The sequence below is a fragment of the Yoonia sp. SS1-5 genome (assembly GCF_038443705.2).
GTDB lineage: Bacteria > Pseudomonadota > Alphaproteobacteria > Rhodobacterales > Rhodobacteraceae > Yoonia > Yoonia rhodophyticola.
Window position 1 is genome coordinate 1,314,934 of sequence record NZ_CP151767.2, and the last position, 17,550, is coordinate 1,332,483.

Sequence of the window (17,550 nt, forward strand, 5' to 3'; positions counted from 1 at the left end):
AGGAAGCTGCCCCGATGACAAGTCAGCTTTCGGCAAACGCGGCCATCACCTCGTCCGAGGCTTCGAAATTGGCCGTGACGCGCTGGATATCATCGTCCTCTTCCAGCGTGTCGAGCAGCTTCATCAACTTGGTCAGGCCGTCAAGATCCAGTTCCGTTGTTATATTCGGCTGCCAGATCAGCTTGGTCGTTTCGCTTTCACCCAAATCGGCCTCCAGCGCGTTGGCCACTTCGTTCAGGTCGGTATCAGCGCAGATAATCACATGGTTTTCATCATCGCTTTGCACATCTTCGGCGCCAGCCTCGATAGCCGCCATCATGACCGTATCAGCGTCGCCGACCGCGGCCGGGTAGACCACCTGCCCCTTGCGGTCGAACATGAACCCGACAGAGCCGGTCTCGCCAAGATTGCCGCCATTCTTCGAAAATGTGGATCGGACGGTCGAGGCCGTCCGGTTCCGGTTATCCGTCATCGCCTCGACAATCACCGCAACACCATTGGGGCCATACCCCTCGTACCGGATCTCGTCGTAATTTTCGGCGTCCCCACCCTGAGACTTCTTGATCGCGCGCTCGATCACGTCTTTTGGAACGGATTGGGATTTGGCTTCCTTAACGGCCAGGCGCAGCCGCGGGTTCTTGTCCGGATCCGGGTCGCCCATTTTCGCGGCCACGGTGATTTCCTTCGCCAGCTTGGAAAACAGCTTTGACCGCAGCTTGTCCTGACGCCCCTTACGGTGCTGGATATTTGCCCATTTGGAATGGCCTGCCATAGGAAAACCTCGTGTTGTAGCGGATCAATCCGGGCTTCTATAAGGCATCCCTGACCTTCGCTGCAACCCTGCAGGGCCCCTCATTTCTTGGGTCGCGACAACGCTCTGACAAACGCGTGCGGTTTCATCCCCGACGGGCCTATAAGGGCCAGATCAATGGAATGACAAAGGACGCAATCGGCGCCAGGGACAGGTTAAGCGGGATCCCGAATTTGAGGAAGTCGACAAACTTGTATCCGCCGGGGCCGTATACCAGCGTGTTGGTCTGATAGCCGATCGGGGTGGCGAAACTGGCGCTGGCCGCAACCATGACCGCCACTACAAGCGGGCGCGCATCAACACCAAGGGCGCTGGCCAGACCAATGGCGATAGGGGTCATCACCACGGCCACCGCATTATTCGATACCAGCTCTGTCAGCACGCTGGACAGAAGGTACACCGCCAACACCACAAAAAAGCCCGGAAGCACCGCCATCAGCGGTGAAATTGCATCGGCGATCATACCCACTGCGCCCGAGGATTGCAGCGCGGACCCGACGACAAGCATGGCAAAGATCAGGGCCAGCAATCGCCCGTCGACGAAAGAAAACGCCTCTTCCGCGTCGATGCATCCGGTGATCATCACCAAGGTCACCCCGACGATGGCCAGCAGAAGGATCGGGGCAATCCCGATGGCCGCCAGCACGACCACGGACAACAGCACAGCAATGGCAATCGGGGCCTTGTTGCGGCGATAGGCGCGTTGCGATGGCTCTGACACGTCACCAAGGTTCATATCTTCGGCGAGACGCTGGATATCTTCCGGCGCCCCTTCCAACAGCAGCGTGTCACCGACGCGCACAACCACGTCTTCCATCTGCCGGGCGATATTGGTGTCCCGGCGATGCACGGCGAGCGTATAGACCGCATAGCGGCGGCGCAGGCGCAGGCTGCCCAGACGGCGCCCGACCATGCGGCAATTGGGCGTGATCAGCACCTCGACCGTTGTGGTTTCCACCGCCGATACCTGATCCACGCGGCGTAGTTCCTTATTGGCCTGCAATGACAAAAGCTCGGCCATCTTGGTGCGCAACACCACCCGGTCGCCCACCTGCAAAGTGACCCCCGTCAGATTGCGCCGCAGCGATGTATCGCCGCGCAGAACGTCAACCAGCCGGACCCCATCACGTTTGAACAATTGAACATCCGTGGCTTCACGCCCGATCAGGTTGCTTTCGGGTGGGATAATCGCCTCGGTAAAGAACTTCTTTTTGGATGGATCCGACAGCATCACTGACATGCTTTGACGATCCGGCAGCAGACGCGGCCCCATGAAATAGAGATAGGTGAACGTCCAGGCGACCACGACAAGGCCCACGGGCAGGATCTCCAGAATGCCGAACGGGGCCATGCCCGACGCGCGGGCCACGCCATCGACCAGCAGGTTGGTCGAGGTTCCAAGCAAGGTCATCGTGCCGCCGACGATTGCCGCGTAGCTGAGCGGGATCAGCAATTTCGAGGCCGAGGTTCCCAACGTGCGGGCCAGTTGCACGAAGACCGGGATCATCACAACAACAAGGGGCGTGTTGTTCATGATTGCACTGGCAAAGGCGACAAAAAGCAAACCACCCCCAATCGCGCGGGCCGGGCTGATCTGCGCCTGACGCTGGGCCAGTTGGGTCATCGCATTCAGCGCGCCGGTGCGCACCAAGGCGCCGACGATGATGAACATCGCCGCAATCGTCCAGGGGGCGGGATTGGCCAGCACTGCAACCGCCGCATCATAAGGCAGAACGCCGGTCACCAGCAGAACCGACATGCCCGTCATCGCAACAACCTCGGTCGGGAATACCTCGCGCAGGAACATCACGAACATGACGGCAACCACGCCCATGGTCAGCCAAGCGGCCTGCATTTCTGTAAGGGTGATCCAATCGGCCATAGGTTCCACTCTTAAGGAGCGCGTGACAATGAGCAAGCCAAAGCCTTAGGGTCCTGACCCTAGGGCGCCGCCTGCCCCAGACAACCGCCCTGCCGGACCATGGCAACCCGGTTTGCCTTGCCTGTGCGATCATCGGTCTCGATATACAGACCGGACAATGTGGCCTCTTGCGTTGCGGGGGTGAACCGCGCCTTTGGCATGCCGGTAATAAACCGGCGCATCGGTTCGGCTTTTTCCATCCCGATGACTGAATTGTAGTCGCCACACATGCCCGCATCGGTCTGATAGGCCGTGCCGCCGGGAAGAACCATCGCGTCTGCGGTGGGCACATGCGTGTGGGTGCCCACAACAATACTGGCCCGCCCGTCACAAAAATGCCCCACGGCCATCTTTTCGGATGTCGCCTCGCAATGGATGTCTACAAGGCTCGCCTGAATTTGCCCGCCCATAGGATATTGGCGCAAAACCGCATCGAGTGCCGAAAAAGGATCATCAAAGGGGCGTTTCATGAAAACCTGCCCCAAGGCCTGCGCGACCAGCACCTTGCGGCCATTTGTGGCATTGAACACACGTGCGCCAGCACCGGGGGCCGCTTTGGAGTAATTGAGAGGCCGGATAATACGCGGTTCCGCCTCGATATGGGTCAGCATGTCCTTTTGGTCAAAGGCATGATCGCCCAAGGTCACCACATCTGCCCCCGCCGCAAATAACAGCTTGGCGTGGTCACCCGACAAGCCCATGCCAGAGGTCGCGTTCTCGCCATTGACCACCACAAAATCCAGCCGCCAATCCTGCCGCAGTTGCGGCAATTGGGCCTGTACAGCCGCGCGGCCCGAACGGCCCATCACGTCACCAAGGAAAAGAATTCTCATCCGCTACCCTTACGAGGTCACCCCGGAAACCGCCACCCGATTATTGCCTGCAAGCACTGCTGTGTCAGCCGGGGGTGATCACCCCGGTTTCGGTCACGATCATGTCCAAGGGCTGGTCGGTTGGCTCCAGCGGAAGCTTGTCCGCCTCTTGCGCGGCAAAGGCAAAACCGATGGCCAGTGTCGCGCGGGATTTGCGCAACCCTTCCAATGTGCGGTCGTAAAACCCGCCGCCATAGCCCAATCGCCCGCCTTGCCGGTCGAATGCCACCAGCGGCACGATCACGATTTCAGGTGTCATCCAGTCACCATCCTGCGGGATAGCGGCGCCAAATTCGCCAGGCTGCATCGGACATCCCGGCGTCCATGTCCGAAACCGCAGCGGTTGCGCCGCGCCAATGATCACAGGGACACTGACGGGGCCATGGGCGGACGCCTCTTCCATCGCGGCCAGCGGATCAATTTCCGTGCGCATGGCCATATATCCGGCCAGCGGCACACCGCGATAGCCTGCCAGAACCTCGCTCAGGTAGCCGGCCGCATTGCCTGCACTTGCCACATGGGCCGCCTTTCGGCGGGCAAAGGCGGCTTGGCGGGCGGCAGATTTATCCATCACAACAGCCACAGCGCCGCCAGCCCCAGAAATGCAAAGAAACCCACAATGTCGGTGACCGTCGTTACAAAGGCGCCAGATGCCAGGGCCGGATCAACGCCCATACGTTCCAGCACAACCGGCACAATCGTCCCGGCAAGGCCCGCCACCACCAGATTGATCACCATCGCAACACCAATCACCACACCCAGCATCGGTGAGCCAAACCAGATCACGCCCACGATACCCATCACAATTGCAAAAATCACGCCGTTGATCAGGCCAACCAAGGCCTCGCGCCGAATGACCCGCCAGACATTTGCGCCGGTCAGGTCGCGCGTTGCAATGGCGCGCACGGCCACCGTCAAAGACTGCGTACCCGCATTGCCCCCCATGGATGCGACAATGGGCATCAGCACGGCCAATGCGACAAGCCCGGCAATGGTCTCCTCGAACAGCGCAATCACCAATGAGGCCAGAATAGCCGTCACCAGATTGACGGCCAGCCAGGGAAATCGCTGGCGGGTGGTATCAAGAACGCGGTCTGACAAGCTGCCTTCGCCAACGCCGGCCAGTCGCAGGATGTCTTCCTCGGCCTCTTCTTCGAGAAAAACCATCGCGTCATCAATGGTGATCACGCCGACGATGCGTTCGTCATCATCGACCACGGGGGCCGTGATCATGTGATAGTGGTTGATCGCCTGCGCGACCTCTTCCACGTCCTGGGCCACATGGAAGGTCCGGAAACTATCCTCGGCCAGATCCATCAGCGGCGTCGCGCGCGGATGGCTCAGGATCCGGCCCAGCGTCACATAGCCGACGGCCTTGAGCCGGGGATCAACCAGAATGATGTGGTAGAATTGTTCGGGCAGCACCACGTCGGAGCGCAGAAAATCAATTGCCTCACCCACCGTCCAATGCGACGGGGCGCGGACAAGTTCCGATTGCATGTGGCGACCGGCTGATTCCTCGGGGTAGGACAGCGCCTGTTCGACCACGACGCGGTCGCCTGCATCCAGCGCCTCGAGCACGGCCTCCTGCTGATCCTCGTCGAGGTATTCGACCAGATCGACAACATCGTCGCTTTCCAGATCGCGCACCGCATCGGCAAGCTCCGCTGGCGCAAGCTGTTCGATCACTTCTTCGCGCAGGTTTTCGGCCAGTTCCGACAGGATGTCGCCGTCCATGCCGGCATTCCAGATTGCAATCAGGTCCCGTCGCTGACGGCCATCAATCTGTTCCAGCAAATGCGCGATATCGGCGGGGTGCAGCGGGTCGAGCAGACCGTCGACCGCATCCGCATCGCCACGTTCCACAGCGTCGCGCACATCGCCGACCAGACGGTCAGTAATGCCAAAGGCTTCTTCGTCGATGTCTTGCTGTGGCTCTGCCATGGCGACCTGCTTTCTGCCTTGCAACATAGTGAAGTGGCGCAGGCAGACAACGGCAAATACAAGCTTTTCAGCGATTTACGCCAAGCGCTGGCGGCCCTAGACTGGCGCGATGACACAGCACCTTCTTTTGGGGCAGACCCTTGGTTTTTCGGGCAACCCGCTGACCCATGATTGGGCGGACATGGTCGCGTTTGACAGCGCCGGTGGCGTTTTGATTGAAGACGACCGGATTGCGGCGGTGGGCAATGGTGCGACGCTGGCAAAGGCCCATCCGGACGCGCAGGTCACCAATTACGGCGACCACCTGATCAGCGCGGGCTTTGTGGACGCGCATATGCATTATCCGCAAACCGGCATGATCGCGAGTTGGGGCAAGCAACTGATCGACTGGCTGAACAGTTACACCTTTCCAGAAGAGACCCGCTTTGCTGACGCCGCCTATGCAGATGACGTCGCCGCGCGCACCCTTGATCTGGCATTGTCCCACGGCACAACAACACTGACCAGCTTTTGCACAAGCCACCCGCAAAGCGTCGATGCCTTCTTCGCGGCGGCAGCAACGCGCAACATGGCTGTGGTTGCGGGCAAGACATGCATGGACCGCAACGCGCCCGCCAACCTGTGCGATACTGCCCAGACGGCTTATGACGACAGCAAGCGTCTGCTGCAGGCGTGGCATGGTCAGGGCCGGGCCGAATACGCGATCACGCCGCGATTTTCGCCCACATCAACCCCCGCGCAGCTTGAAGCACTCGGCGCGCTATGGGCTGAATATCCCGATGTGCTGATGCAAACGCACCTTAGCGAACAACACCCAGAGATCGCGTGGGTCGCAGAACTTTATCCCGATGCCCGCGACTATCTTGATACGTACGAGATGTTCGGCCTGCTGGGGGAAAGAGGGCTTTATGGGCATGCCATTCACCTGCAACAACGCGAGATTGACCGCCTGCGCGAGGTCGGCGGCGCCGTGGTGCATTGCCCGACGTCCAACACCTTTATCGGATCGGGCCTGTTCGATCTGATGGGCCTTGCCGCCGCAGGGCTCCGCATCGGTCTGGCCACGGATACCGGGGGCGGATCATCTTTTTCGATGCTGCGCACAATGGCGGCGGCCTATGAAATCGGGCAGTTGCGCGGAACGGTCCTGCATCCGGCACAGCTGATGTGGCTGGCGACAGAGGCTAGCGCCGCGGCCTTGCATCAATCCGGGCAAATCGGGTCCCTGCGCCCTGGTGCAATGGCCGATATTGCGGTGCTCGATCTTGCCTCGACACCTGTGATTGCGCAGCGCCATGCCCGTGCGACGGGTATTTGGGATGCGCTGTTTCCCACGATTATGATGGGCGATGATCGGGCGATTGCAGATGTCTGGATCGCGGGCAGTCGGTGGACCCACTAGGGACTTGACCCTAGCAGGGCCGCGCCAGAACCATCACCCAGATATTGCCGGATCGGGCCAGCCCATATTCTGTATATGCGCGTTGCAACATGTTGCGCCGGTGGCCGCGCGACCGCCGCCAGCCCTCAAACACCCCCGCCCGTGTCGGAATACCGTTGGCGATATTCTCGGCCCAGCCGCAGGCGCGATAGCCGGCTCTGGCAATGCGTTTACCCGCCCCGTCGCCATTGGGTGCACGATGCGCAAAATATCCCCGGCGCGCCATGTCATCCGCATGGGCCTGCGCAGCCCTGCGCAGTTGCGGTTGTTCGACAAGGACCTGCGCACCACTTGCCTGCCGCAAGCCATTGACCGCGGCATCAAAACTACCGGCGCGCGCGACCGACGACGCCCCGGGCATCGGGTCAGCGCAGCCAATCAGCAGCATCACACTGCAAAGAGCAAATAGCGTTCGCATTCTGTCGTCACCGTTGTGGTCCCCACCACACGGCGCAAAACAGCACAATCCGGCCAAACGCGCCAGCCTGTCGGGCAATTCCTGCGGTTTTAGGCGGAAAGACGACCGACAAGCCGATTTTGCGCTGCAATCGCGCGGGGCAGATCAAAGCTGACCACAGCGCCATCCGCAACGATCAGCCGCCCTTCGACGAAGAGGTCGCGCACCTTGGTCGGCCCGGCCAACACCAATGCAGCCGGGTCCCACGATCCGGCGTTTTCAATGGCCGCCGCATCCCAAACTGCGATATCCGCACGCTTGCCGGGGGCGAGTTGCCCGCAATCATCACGACCAAGCACAGCAGCCCCGCCACGGGTCGCGATTTCAAGGGCTTCGCGGGCGGCCATGGCGTCCGCCCCGTTTTGTACCCGCTGCAGCAACATCGTCTGACGCGCCTCTGCAACGAGGTTGCCGACATCATTGCTGGCCGATCCGTCAACGCCCAGCCCGACGCGAACGCCTGCGTCGCGCATCTGGCGGACCGGCGCAATCCCGGACCCCAGCCTGCAGTTCGAACAGGGGCAATGGGCCACGCCAGTGCGTGAGCGGGCAAATAAATCAATCTCTTGCCCGTCAAGCTTGACGCAATGGGCATGCCAGACATCGTCACCCACCCAGCCGAGGTCTTCTGCATATTGCCCCGGGCGACAGCCAAAACGTTCCAGCGAATAGCTGATATCCTCATCATTTTCGGCCAGATGCGTATGCATCATCACGCCCTTGTCACGGGCAAGCACCGCCGCCTCACGCATCAGATCGCGCGAGACAGAGAACGGACTGCAAGGGGCAACACCAACCCGCACCATCGCGCCGGGCCTCGGGTCGTGGAACTGATCAATCACGCGGATGCAATCGTTCAGAATATCCTCTTCCGCCTCAACCAGATCATCAGGCGGCAGCCCCCCTTCACTTTCACCGATACTCATCGCGCCGCGCGTGGCGTGGAACCGCAGACCCACCTCGGTCGCGGCCGCAATCGTGTCGTCAAGTCGAGAACCATTGGGAAAGATGTAGAGATGATCCGAAGTCAGTGTGCAGCCCGACAAAGCCAGTTCCGCCAAACCGATTTGCGTTGAAACAAACATCTCTTCCGGCCCGAACCTGGCCCAGATCGGATATAACTGCTGGAGCCAGCCAAACAGCAACGCATCCTGCGCCTTTGGCACTGCACGGGTCAGCGTCTGGTATAGGTGGTGGTGCGTGTTGATCAGCCCGGGGGTGACAATGCACCTGCGCACATCATGAATGGCCATACCATCGCCAGCCAGCCCCTGACCGATTTCAGCAATTGTCCCGTTACTGACGCGGATATCCGCGCCGTCCAACTCGCGGCGCGCATCGTCCATCGTGACGACACAGCGCGCCCCACGCAAAAGCAGATCAGTCACCTGCGGCCTCTTTCAGGATGGCCAATGCCTGCGCATGAATATCTGCATTGGCGGCGGCAAGCGCGCGACCGCCGTCATGCGCGGGGCCGCCCTGCCAATCGGTGACAATCCCGCCAGCTGCGGTAATCACGGCGATGGGGGCCTGAATGTCGTAAGCGTTCAGCCCGGCCTCGACGACAAGGTCAACCTGCCCTGCCGCCAATAGCGCATAGCCGTAACAATCCATCCCGTAACGGGTCAGGCGGGTCTGGCTGGCGACAGATTGAAACGCTGCCCGTTCGGTCGGTGTGCCCACCTCAGGAAATGTGGTGAGGATAGTTGCCTGACCCAGATCGCGTGCAGCGCGTGTCTGCAATATCTGGTGTCCCTGCGGGCCAGTCATTTCGGCCACGCCAAAACCACCGGCAAAACGTTCACCAATATAGGGTTGATCAATCAGACCAAAAAGCGGGCCGGTATCATCGGCGACCGAGATCAGAACACCCCAGGTGGGGGTGCCGCTGATATAACCGCGCGTGCCGTCAATCGGGTCCAGAACCCATGTCAGACCGGTCGTTCCGGCCTGATGGCCGAACTCTTCACCCAATATGGCGTCATCGGGGCGCTCGCGACGTAGGACAGCGCGCATCGCGTCCTCGGCTGCACGGTCCGCAATTGTGACCGGATCAAACCCATCTTCTGATTTATTGTCAGCTTCTAGACCCACAGACCGAAAAGCGCGCAGCGTTTCTGGCCGGGCCGCATCTGCGACAGCATGGGCGACCCTGATCAGGGCCGTCTGCGTCGCGATATCAATAGTCATAAAGATCGTCCTTGCCTGCGCCGCCTACGCGTTCTGCGGTAGCCCGGGGCAAGCAGGATGGTCAAGCCAAGGTTTACGCCGCTTCGCTTAGCACCCGGGCCAGATCAAAAAGACGGCGACGCTGATTTTCAGGGATCGCATAATAGGAACGCAATAGTTCCAATGCTTCTTTATCCGTCAGGATATCACCCGGCATATCGGTGTTTCCGTTATCAGCCGGAGGTTGAGTATCTAACCCTTCAAAGAAAAACGAAACCGGGACATTCAACACCTTGGCGATATCCCAAAGGCGGGACGCGCTGACGCGGTTCATGCCTGTTTCATATTTCTGGATCTGCTGAAACTTGATGCCAACATTCTCTGCCAGCTGCTGCTGGGTCGTACCGCTCATCCAACGGCGATGCCGAATTCTCTTGCCTACATGTACATCTACCGGATGCTTCATCTCTTCACTTCCTCAATTTGAAAGACCACGGCAAAAATATCGCCAGTGACCGTTGCGCCGATTCGTAGGTGACAAGATCACCCACGCTCTCAGTCACGAGGTTTGATTGCACCCTTAACATATAACACGCAACGGTTGCAGCAGCAGACCTGACCTTAAAGACAGGTTCGAGGCACAACTTTTTATACGCCCGGTCCCAAACCGGCGTTCTTTCATCAAACCCAGTCTGCCATGATAGTGATTAACAAAATCATACCAGAGAGGATTCGGTCCAGATGCGTGCAATGCAGGTTTCATCGTTCAATAACGCGCCAAAGATCGGGATTGTTCCCGAGCCCGCGCCAAAAAAGGGCGAAGTTCTGTTGCAGATATCAGCCTGCGGTCTGAATTTTGCAGATTTGCTGATGGCGCAGGGCACCTATCAGGACACGCCGACCCCGCCATTCACCCTTGGAATGGAGGTCTGCGGCACTGTTCTGGCCCATGGAGCGGGCGTAGACTCTCCCGCCATCGGAACGCGGGTTGCTGTTTTTGGCGGCGCGGGCGGGATGGCGGAAAAAGGCGTTTTCCCCGCCGCACTCTGCCAGCCGGTGCCTGATGAGATGCCCGCCGAAGTGGCGGCAGGCTTCATGGTGGCTTATGGGACGTCTCATTTGGCGTTGACGCGCCGCGCAAATTTGCAGACCGGGGAAACCTTGCTGGTGCTTGGTGCCGCCGGTGGTGTCGGCCTTACAGCGGTCGAAATCGGCAAGGCGATGGGCGCCACCGTGATTGCGGTCGCCCGTGGTGCAGACAAACTGGCGATTGCAAAAGCGGCTGGTGCCGATCACCTGATCGACAGCACGACAGAGGACATCAAATCGGTGGTCAAATCGCTGGGTGGCGCGGATGTTGTTTATGACCCTGTGGGCGGTGATGCGTTTAAGGCAGCACTTGGCGCCTGCAATCGTGAGGCCCGGATACTTGTCATCGGCTTTGCCAGCGGCGACGTCCCGCCCGTTCCAGCCAATATCATTCTGGTCAAGAATATTTCCGTCATCGGGTTCTATTGGGGTGGCTATCTGCATTTCAACCCCGGTGCGTTGCGCGAAAGCCTTGCGGAATTGATGAACTGGCATGCAGATGGACGGCTGAAACCGCATATCAGTCATGTCCTGCCATTGGACCAGGCTGCCGACGCGCTTGAACTGATGCGCAGCCGCAAATCAACCGGAAAGGTTGTGGTCAAACCATGACGGGCGCCCGCATCGTCAAAAAACCGTCCGAGATGAATTTTGCCAGATCGCGCACATAAGGCCGGTCCTGCAGGTCGGCTTGATACATGTTGATATTCAGCGTGCAGAGGCTTGGCAGGCTACCACTGTGCTGAATCCGCTCCAGATGTGGCGGTTCTGTGCCCTCAAGCATGGCATGGATCGCCAGATCTGCACTGACCGTGGCTTCGATGGTGCGTGACGATGTGGTCTCGACCGCCATATCCCATGGGATGCCGACCTGATCCAGGCGCCGCTGGACAAACTGGCGAAACAGGCAGCGCTGCTCGAACGCGAGCCGAAGCGGGCGTTGCTTCCAGATCTGCCCGCCAGGCGCACCGATCCAGACCAGCGGCACTTGCAGCAAGGTCCGCCCGCCCGGTCCAATCATGTCTTCTGTAGTCAGAATGACATCCAGCTCGCCACGATTAAACTCTTCCTGCAGCTTGCTGGTGAACGAGGAAATCAAACTGACCCGCACACGCGGATATGCCGCCGCAAATCGCTGCAACACCTTCGGGATCACCGGATAGACAATATCATGCGGCACACCCAGTCTGATCTCGCCCTCAAATTCGGTTGCGGTCAGTTTTGTGTAAATCTCGTCATTCAGCGCGAGCATCTTGCGGGCATAACTTAGTAATTGTTCGCCCTGCGGGGATAGTGCGATGGTCCGCGCCGACCGATCCAAAAGCGCTGTGTCCAGTGCCTCCTCAAGCCGTTTCAGCTGCATCGACACGGCGGACTGCGTCAGATTGAGCAAGCCTGCCGCCTTGGTCACGCCCCCGGTATCGGCAACAGCGACAAAAGACCGAAGCGCCGTTAGATCAATATTCCTCATACATCACACTTCCTGATACAAGGTATCTCAAACATTCGTTTTCATTATGTCTGATTGGCTTGCATATATCAAGCATCGTCATGCTTTACCGAAACACCATCACATTTGGAGACGTATAATGACCCATACTGACTGCATATCCGCAGCGCCTGCACAAAACCGACGGTCAGTCGGCCTGCTCAAAAGGCTGGGCCACTACTTTGCGGTCCGCGGGCAGCGCAATGGCCTTCGCAAATTGCCGCCCCACTTGCTGCGCGACATCGGCCTGACCGACGCAGAGGCCCGTCGCGAAGTCGCAAAGCCATTCTGGGACGTCCGTGAAACATGGCGCGACTAAGGCGAAAACTCCCCTGCCTGCGACATTCCTTCGCAAAATGATCGGATTTGATCTATTTCGCGCGCTGCGGCCTTGAAAATACGGCGTTACATGCCAATATCTCGGACAATGATGCCGCATGTGCGGCACTGCCGTTTAATCTGGAGGTATAGATGGCTCAATACGAGACAGTACGTACGGTCGGTGGCGTCCGCACCGCTGCCATTGACGAGGGTCTTCGCGCCCACATGAACAAGGTCTACGGCACGATGTCCGTGGGTATGTTGATCACTTTTGCTGTTGCATGGGCGGTTGGTACATCCGACGCATTGCTTGGTATATTCCGTGATCCGATCACATTGCAGCCGAATATTCTGGGCTGGATCGTCATGTTCGCGCCGCTTGCCATGGTTTTCGGCTTTGGCGCAATGATCAACCGCTTCTCGGCAGCTGCGGCGCAAACGTTCTTTTACGCGTTTGCTGCAGTCATGGGTCTGTCCATGGCCTGGATTTTTGTTGCCTTCACAGGTTTCTCGATCGCGCAGGTCTTTCTGATCACATCAATCGCCTTCGCGGGGCTTAGCCTGTACGGATACACGACTAAAAAAGACATTTCCGGTTGGGGTTCCTTCCTCATCATGGGTGTGATCGGCCTGGTAGTGGCGATGATCGTCAACATCTTCCTGCAGTCGCCTGCGATTATGTTCGCGATATCGATCCTGGGTGTTCTGATCTTCGCGGGGCTGACAGCCTACGACACGCAGAAAATCAAGAATGATTACATCGCCCATGCCGCACATGGCGATCAGGAATGGCTTGCGAAGTCTGCAATCATGGGTGCGCTGAACCTGTATCTGGATTTCATCAACATGTTCATGTTCCTGCTGCAGCTTCTGGGGAACAGAGAGTAACACTCTCCCAACGTCAAATTTCTTTAAAGCCCCGCTTAACTGTTCGTTAGGCGGGGCTTTTTCAATTTCCGCACCTGTCACGCGATTGGATGTGGTTGGTGGTGACCAAAGTCCATGCGCCAAACTGCCAACAGATCGCGGATATGACGTAGGCTGTCGCACAAGCGCACCTCGGGACATTCGTCCATCGCACGCAGGCGAGCGGTGTAGTTTGCGCAGAGCGCGTGTGCGTCGATTGTAGCACTCCACAAAGCCATCTTTCACGGGCTCGCGCGGCGCAATGCAATAACAGCAGACCTTGCGGTCTTCCAGGCATTTCTGGATGGCGTTTAGGGTCAGTTCGGTCGAAATGTCGCCGATGACCATGCGGGAGTGTGCCACATCGGTAAACGCATTGTTCACGGGTCAGCTATTGTTTCACTCCAAAAAATGGGAAATATTCCCATTGCATTGATTGGTGTAGAGGGCAGTAATTTAGCGATGGGAGTTCGCAAGAAAGGTCCAACACGACCGCCAGTTCCCAATACTGGATCGCCGGCGGGGTCACAGCGCACTGCCGCACTGATCGCCAGCTGCCCCGAGGACATCGACACAATAGCCCGCAATTGCGTCTGTGAGGCCGCAGAAACCGGCCTCAATAACGGCCTCAGGCATGCACGACAGCGACCGCGCGATTTATGGCAGCGACGCTCGGGCCGATGGCATGCACGCATTCATGCAAAAGCGAAACCCGGTGTTTCGGCCATAAGACAAGGGCACCAGCATAGCATCGGATCGGGGCGCGGAGCCCGAATGCAAGTTTGGAGCGACCATTGAAAAATACTGTTATCGTTGCTGATCGCTATGCGTTGATGCGTGATGGCATCACGCGCAAGATCGAGGAGTCTAAGCAACTCCAACTTGTCGGCGAGTGCGAGACGGCGTCAGAGGTTGTTGCCGCCTGCATGCGGGCGAAGCCGGACTTGCTCCTGTTGGACGCGGACCTCGACGGCGCGGATGGCGCCTGTCTTCTGGAGCGTGTTTGCCAGGCCAGCCCAACAACAAAAATTGTGATCATGACAATGGACAACTCAATGGTGACCATAATCGGCATGTTGACCAGAGGCGCAGTAGGTTTCGTGCCCAAGCAAGCGGCTGCACGCGACTTCATCTATGCACTATGCGGTGCGGTCGGCGGATTTGGCACTTTACCGGTCGGCGCCTTGAATGAAATCGTTGCGGCACAGCCAGGGTTCAACAAGAACGGTAATATCTTTGGCCTTTCTGGGCGGGAGGTTGAAGTATTGCAATGTGTTGTCCAGAAGACCCCTAATCAGAATATCGCGCGGCGGCTTGATATCAGCATTCGAACGGTCGAAACGCATCGCGCAAACATATTCAAAAAAACGAAATGTCGCGATCTGAACACGCTCAAAGATATCTTGGCGATGATCCCTGATGATGAGAGTATCGAACCGGGTAACCAGACGCGGACACAAGCCGCAACGCAACGGTAACTTGTGACAAAAAAAGGCCGGTTCCAGCGGGAGAACTGGAACCGGCAGCGACCAAAAATGGGACAGTCTTTGGTCGTAGGCGTCACGTAAACTTACGTGTAAAACTTCAGACTTGATCTGACGGACATCTCAGCTTGCGACGCTGAGAACGGGTTGCGCACTGTCCGATTGGTCGTGCGTTTTGATCGTCTTCTCGACAGCGATGTGTAGCGTTTCGCGGAAGGTCTGCATAGGTGTTTTGCCATAGCAGTGACGTCCCGAATGTGGCCGCTGTTCGTTGTACTTTGCCAGCCACGCATCCAGATCGGCCTGCAACTCTTCGACTGACCGATACAGTTTCTTGCGGAATGCGATGTCGTAGAACTCATCCTTGATGGTGCGATGGAACCGCTCGCAGATGCCGTTTGTTTGCGGAGAATTGGCCTTGGTTCGGGTGTGGTCCACGTCCTCGACGGCCAGATAAAGCTGGTAGGCGTGGTTCTCGACCTTGCCACAGTATTCCGTGCCCCGGTCTGTCAGGACGCGCAGCAGGCTGATCTCATGCTCTGCAAAGAACGGGATCACGCGGTCGTTCAGCAAGTCGGCCGCGGTGATTGCCGTCTTTTCAGTGTAGAGCTTGCAGATCGCCACGCGGGCATAGGTATCGACAAAGGTCTGTTGATAAATGCGTCCGACGCCCTTCATTGTGCCCACATAATAGGTGTCCTGGCTGCCCAGATAGCCAGGGTGGTGGCTCTCGATCTCGCCATGGGCTTCTTTCTTGGCCTTGGCTTTTTCCAGCGCGGCCAACTGATCCTCGGTGAGCAAGATACCCTCTTGGGCGGCACGGGCCTCCAGGGCCTTGAGGCGCTTTTTCATGGTTTCCAGATCATTACGCAGCCAGATCGACCGGACGCCCGACGATGACACCATGATGCCTTTCTGCTGCAGCTCCCACGACGCCCGTTTCTGACCCAGAGCCGGGTTGTCGATGGCCAGTTCGATGACCGCCTTCTCGACATGTTCTGGCACGCGGTTTTTCATCACCGGCTTGCGGCGGCTGAGATCCATCAGGGCTTCTTCGCCACCCTGATCGTAAAGTTCTCTGAACCGGTAAAAGCTGTCCCGCGAATAACCCATCACTTTGCAGGCCTGCGACACGCTTCCGAGCTGTTTGGCCAGTTCCAACAGCCCCAGCTTCGGCTTGATGATCTTCTCTTGAATACTTGTCATTGATCGACACTCCTTGATTGCGCTCCAGAAGAGCAGAAATGTCAGATCAAGTCGTGTGTTTTACAACTTACGTATTATTAATCGCTTATGCGTTCTCTTCCTCTTCTGGGGTGTCAACGTCATCTGCGGTCAGTTCAAGCTCTTGATACTCTTCATCAACTTCATCGGCTTGCTGCTGTACTTCGTCGGCGTCACCTTCAACAACCGCGTCAGTGAAATCAGAGACCTCATCAAGGAACTCTTCGGTCTGCAGATCTACGCCATCCTCACGAATATCCTCGATTGCGGCTTGCACGTTGTCGGCAGCTTCAGAAATGGCGTCTGGATCACCCGATTCCAGCGCGAGCCGAAGTTCTTCAAGCGCTTGCTCAAGAAGGTCAAACCCTTGGGGTTCTTCGCTGGCTTCATATTGGTCAAGCTCTTCAAGAACCTCGTTACCCGCATTTTCAATCGCGTCTTGATCACCTGATGCATAGGCCTCAGCGAAGTCGCCGAATTCCTCGATCACCTCCTGGCCTTGCGCCGAGAGTTCGTTGCCCTCAAGCTGATCAATTTCTTCGTTCAGCTCGTCACTTGCAAACTCGATCCGGTCTTGGTCGCCACTCTCAACCGCTTCGCCAAAATCAGCGATCTCATCAAGAACTTCGCCAACCTGGCCATTGAATTTCATGCCCTGATCTTCAAGTTCGTCGATCCGCTCTTCAAGCGCTTCAAGCGCGTCTTTGACCTTCTCTGGATCGCCGGACATGATCGCTTCGATCAGGTCGCCAAGCTGGGGCGCGATGGCGGATAGCTGTGCCTGCTGCGTATTTCCGCCGCTTTCAGCGCCACCGGACTTACCGCTTCGTCCACCGCGCTGACCCTTGCCAGCGCCATTTGACCTGTCAGCGTTACCACTGGCGTTGTCCTCGCCCCGCGGGGGCTGGGCGCGGGTTTTCTTGGGCGAAGGGACCGCCTGCTCTTCGCTGCCGTCAGGCTTGCGACGCATCGCGCCGTCATCCTCTGGCGTTTCGCGTGTTGGTGGCCGCCGGGTTTCATTGCGGGGATCTTCTTCTGGCAGATCAGAAGGTTTGCCGCTGGTCTCGGTGTCATCCTTGCCATTGGGCGCTTTGTCGCCCTCGCCACCATTCGGCGACTTCGCGTTTGGCTTAGACGGTGCATCCTTGGGTGGCTTGATCGGCAGATCGCGCAGCAGGTTCAAGCCTTCGCCCTCCGGGCCATTGCCTTTCTTCGCAAACATGTCGGCGATATTCATGATCGTATCACGTGCGCCCTCAAGTCCTTTGATGTCCATCTTTATTCTCCTGATCTACCAAATTTGTTTCGTTGATCTTTTTCTAACATCTGGTCTTTGCAAAAGATCGGGTGGGCATGGCGCAGTTTTCAAAGGCCCACCACGTAATTTGGTACGTACACAGATGCGTCTCTGGGGTGCGAAAA

At 58.1% G+C, this 17,550-nt stretch carries 17 protein-coding genes; 5 read left to right on the top strand and 12 right to left on the bottom strand.

Annotated elements, in window-relative coordinates; all coding sequences use genetic code 11:
• Positions 1–22: 22 nt before the first annotated feature.
• The 5 genes from AABB31_RS08160 to mgtE all read right to left on the bottom strand — a co-directional run bounded on the left by AABB31_RS08160 (position 23) and on the right by mgtE (position 5,548).
• A complete protein-coding gene (locus tag AABB31_RS08160) occupies positions 23–772 on the bottom strand; it encodes a YebC/PmpR family DNA-binding transcriptional regulator (protein WP_342078612.1) in 750 nt (249 codons plus the stop codon).
• 139 nt (positions 773–911) lie between these two features.
• Positions 912–2,693 (bottom strand): SLC13 family permease, encoded by a 1,782-nt coding sequence (locus AABB31_RS08165; protein ID WP_342078611.1) that lies wholly within the window; start codon positions 2,691–2,693, stop codon positions 912–914.
• Between the two features lie 59 nt (positions 2,694–2,752).
• Positions 2,753–3,565 carry a TIGR00282 family metallophosphoesterase gene (locus AABB31_RS08170; RefSeq protein ID WP_342078610.1) on the bottom strand — a complete coding sequence of 271 codons (813 nt, stop codon included), beginning with the start codon at positions 3,563–3,565 and terminating at the stop codon, positions 2,753–2,755.
• A 64-nt stretch (positions 3,566–3,629) separates the two neighbouring features.
• Positions 3,630–4,175: a 5-formyltetrahydrofolate cyclo-ligase gene (locus AABB31_RS08175; protein WP_342078609.1), complete on the bottom strand. Its 546-nt coding sequence runs from the start codon at positions 4,173–4,175 to the stop codon at positions 3,630–3,632.
• Positions 4,175–5,548, bottom strand: coding sequence for a magnesium transporter (gene mgtE / locus AABB31_RS08180; RefSeq protein WP_342078608.1), 1,374 nt, complete (start codon positions 5,546–5,548; stop codon positions 4,175–4,177). The genes AABB31_RS08175 and mgtE overlap by 1 nt, the downstream gene beginning before the upstream one ends.
• A 109-nt stretch (positions 5,549–5,657) precedes the next feature.
• On the opposite strand from mgtE, the gene guaD reads away from it, so the two are divergent.
• Positions 5,658–6,950 (top strand): guanine deaminase, encoded by a 1,293-nt coding sequence (gene guaD, locus AABB31_RS08185; RefSeq protein ID WP_342078607.1) that lies wholly within the window; start codon positions 5,658–5,660, stop codon positions 6,948–6,950.
• A 10-nt stretch (positions 6,951–6,960) separates the two neighbouring features.
• Here the strand turns inward: guaD and AABB31_RS08190 are convergent, their stop codons facing one another.
• The 4 genes from AABB31_RS08190 to AABB31_RS08205 all read right to left on the bottom strand — a co-directional run bounded on the left by AABB31_RS08190 (position 6,961) and on the right by AABB31_RS08205 (position 10,081).
• Positions 6,961–7,407, bottom strand: coding sequence for a CAP domain-containing protein (locus AABB31_RS08190; RefSeq protein ID WP_342078606.1), 447 nt, complete (start codon positions 7,405–7,407; stop codon positions 6,961–6,963).
• An 89-nt stretch (positions 7,408–7,496) separates the two neighbouring features.
• Positions 7,497–8,792 carry an 8-oxoguanine deaminase gene (locus AABB31_RS08195; protein ID WP_373635793.1) on the bottom strand — a complete coding sequence of 432 codons (1,296 nt, stop codon included), beginning with the start codon at positions 8,790–8,792 and terminating at the stop codon, positions 7,497–7,499.
• 34 nt (positions 8,793–8,826) lie between these two features.
• Positions 8,827–9,636, bottom strand: a complete 810-nt coding sequence (gene hisN, locus AABB31_RS08200) for a histidinol-phosphatase (RefSeq protein WP_342078604.1) — start codon at positions 9,634–9,636, stop codon at positions 8,827–8,829.
• Positions 9,637–9,709: 73 nt separating this feature from the next.
• On the bottom strand, positions 9,710–10,081 hold the full coding sequence (locus tag AABB31_RS08205) for a helix-turn-helix transcriptional regulator (RefSeq protein ID WP_342078603.1): 372 nt from the start codon (positions 10,079–10,081) through the stop codon (positions 9,710–9,712).
• A 275-nt stretch (positions 10,082–10,356) separates the two neighbouring features.
• On the opposite strand from AABB31_RS08205, the gene AABB31_RS08210 reads away from it, so the two are divergent.
• Positions 10,357–11,316, top strand: coding sequence for an NADPH:quinone oxidoreductase family protein (locus AABB31_RS08210; protein ID WP_342078602.1), 960 nt, complete (start codon positions 10,357–10,359; stop codon positions 11,314–11,316).
• Here AABB31_RS08210 and AABB31_RS08215 read toward each other — a convergent pair.
• Positions 11,306–12,175 (bottom strand): LysR substrate-binding domain-containing protein, encoded by an 870-nt coding sequence (locus AABB31_RS08215; RefSeq protein WP_342078601.1) that lies wholly within the window; start codon positions 12,173–12,175, stop codon positions 11,306–11,308. The genes AABB31_RS08210 and AABB31_RS08215 overlap by 11 nt on opposite strands.
• Positions 12,176–12,293: 118 nt before the next feature.
• Between AABB31_RS08215 and AABB31_RS08220 the strand changes: the two genes are divergently transcribed.
• From AABB31_RS08220 to AABB31_RS08230, 3 genes are all read left to right on the top strand, one after another.
• Positions 12,294–12,512: a DUF1127 domain-containing protein gene (locus AABB31_RS08220; protein ID WP_342078600.1), complete on the top strand. Its 219-nt coding sequence runs from the start codon at positions 12,294–12,296 to the stop codon at positions 12,510–12,512.
• A 152-nt stretch (positions 12,513–12,664) separates the two neighbouring features.
• Positions 12,665–13,402, top strand: a complete 738-nt coding sequence (locus AABB31_RS08225) for a Bax inhibitor-1/YccA family protein (RefSeq protein WP_342078599.1) — start codon at positions 12,665–12,667, stop codon at positions 13,400–13,402.
• Between the two features lie 812 nt (positions 13,403–14,214).
• Positions 14,215–14,898, top strand: a complete 684-nt coding sequence (locus AABB31_RS08230) for a response regulator transcription factor (protein WP_342078598.1) — start codon at positions 14,215–14,217, stop codon at positions 14,896–14,898.
• Between the two features lie 129 nt (positions 14,899–15,027).
• Here the strand turns inward: AABB31_RS08230 and AABB31_RS08235 are convergent, their stop codons facing one another.
• Together AABB31_RS08235 and AABB31_RS08240 are read right to left on the bottom strand one after the other, a co-directional pair.
• Entirely contained in the window at positions 15,028–16,110 is a 1,083-nt protein-coding gene (locus tag AABB31_RS08235; protein WP_342074941.1) for an IS481 family transposase, read from the bottom strand.
• A gap of 85 nt (positions 16,111–16,195) precedes the next feature.
• Entirely contained in the window at positions 16,196–17,404 is a 1,209-nt protein-coding gene (locus AABB31_RS08240) for a hypothetical protein (protein WP_342078597.1), read from the bottom strand.
• Between the last annotated feature and the right edge of the window lie 146 nt (positions 17,405–17,550).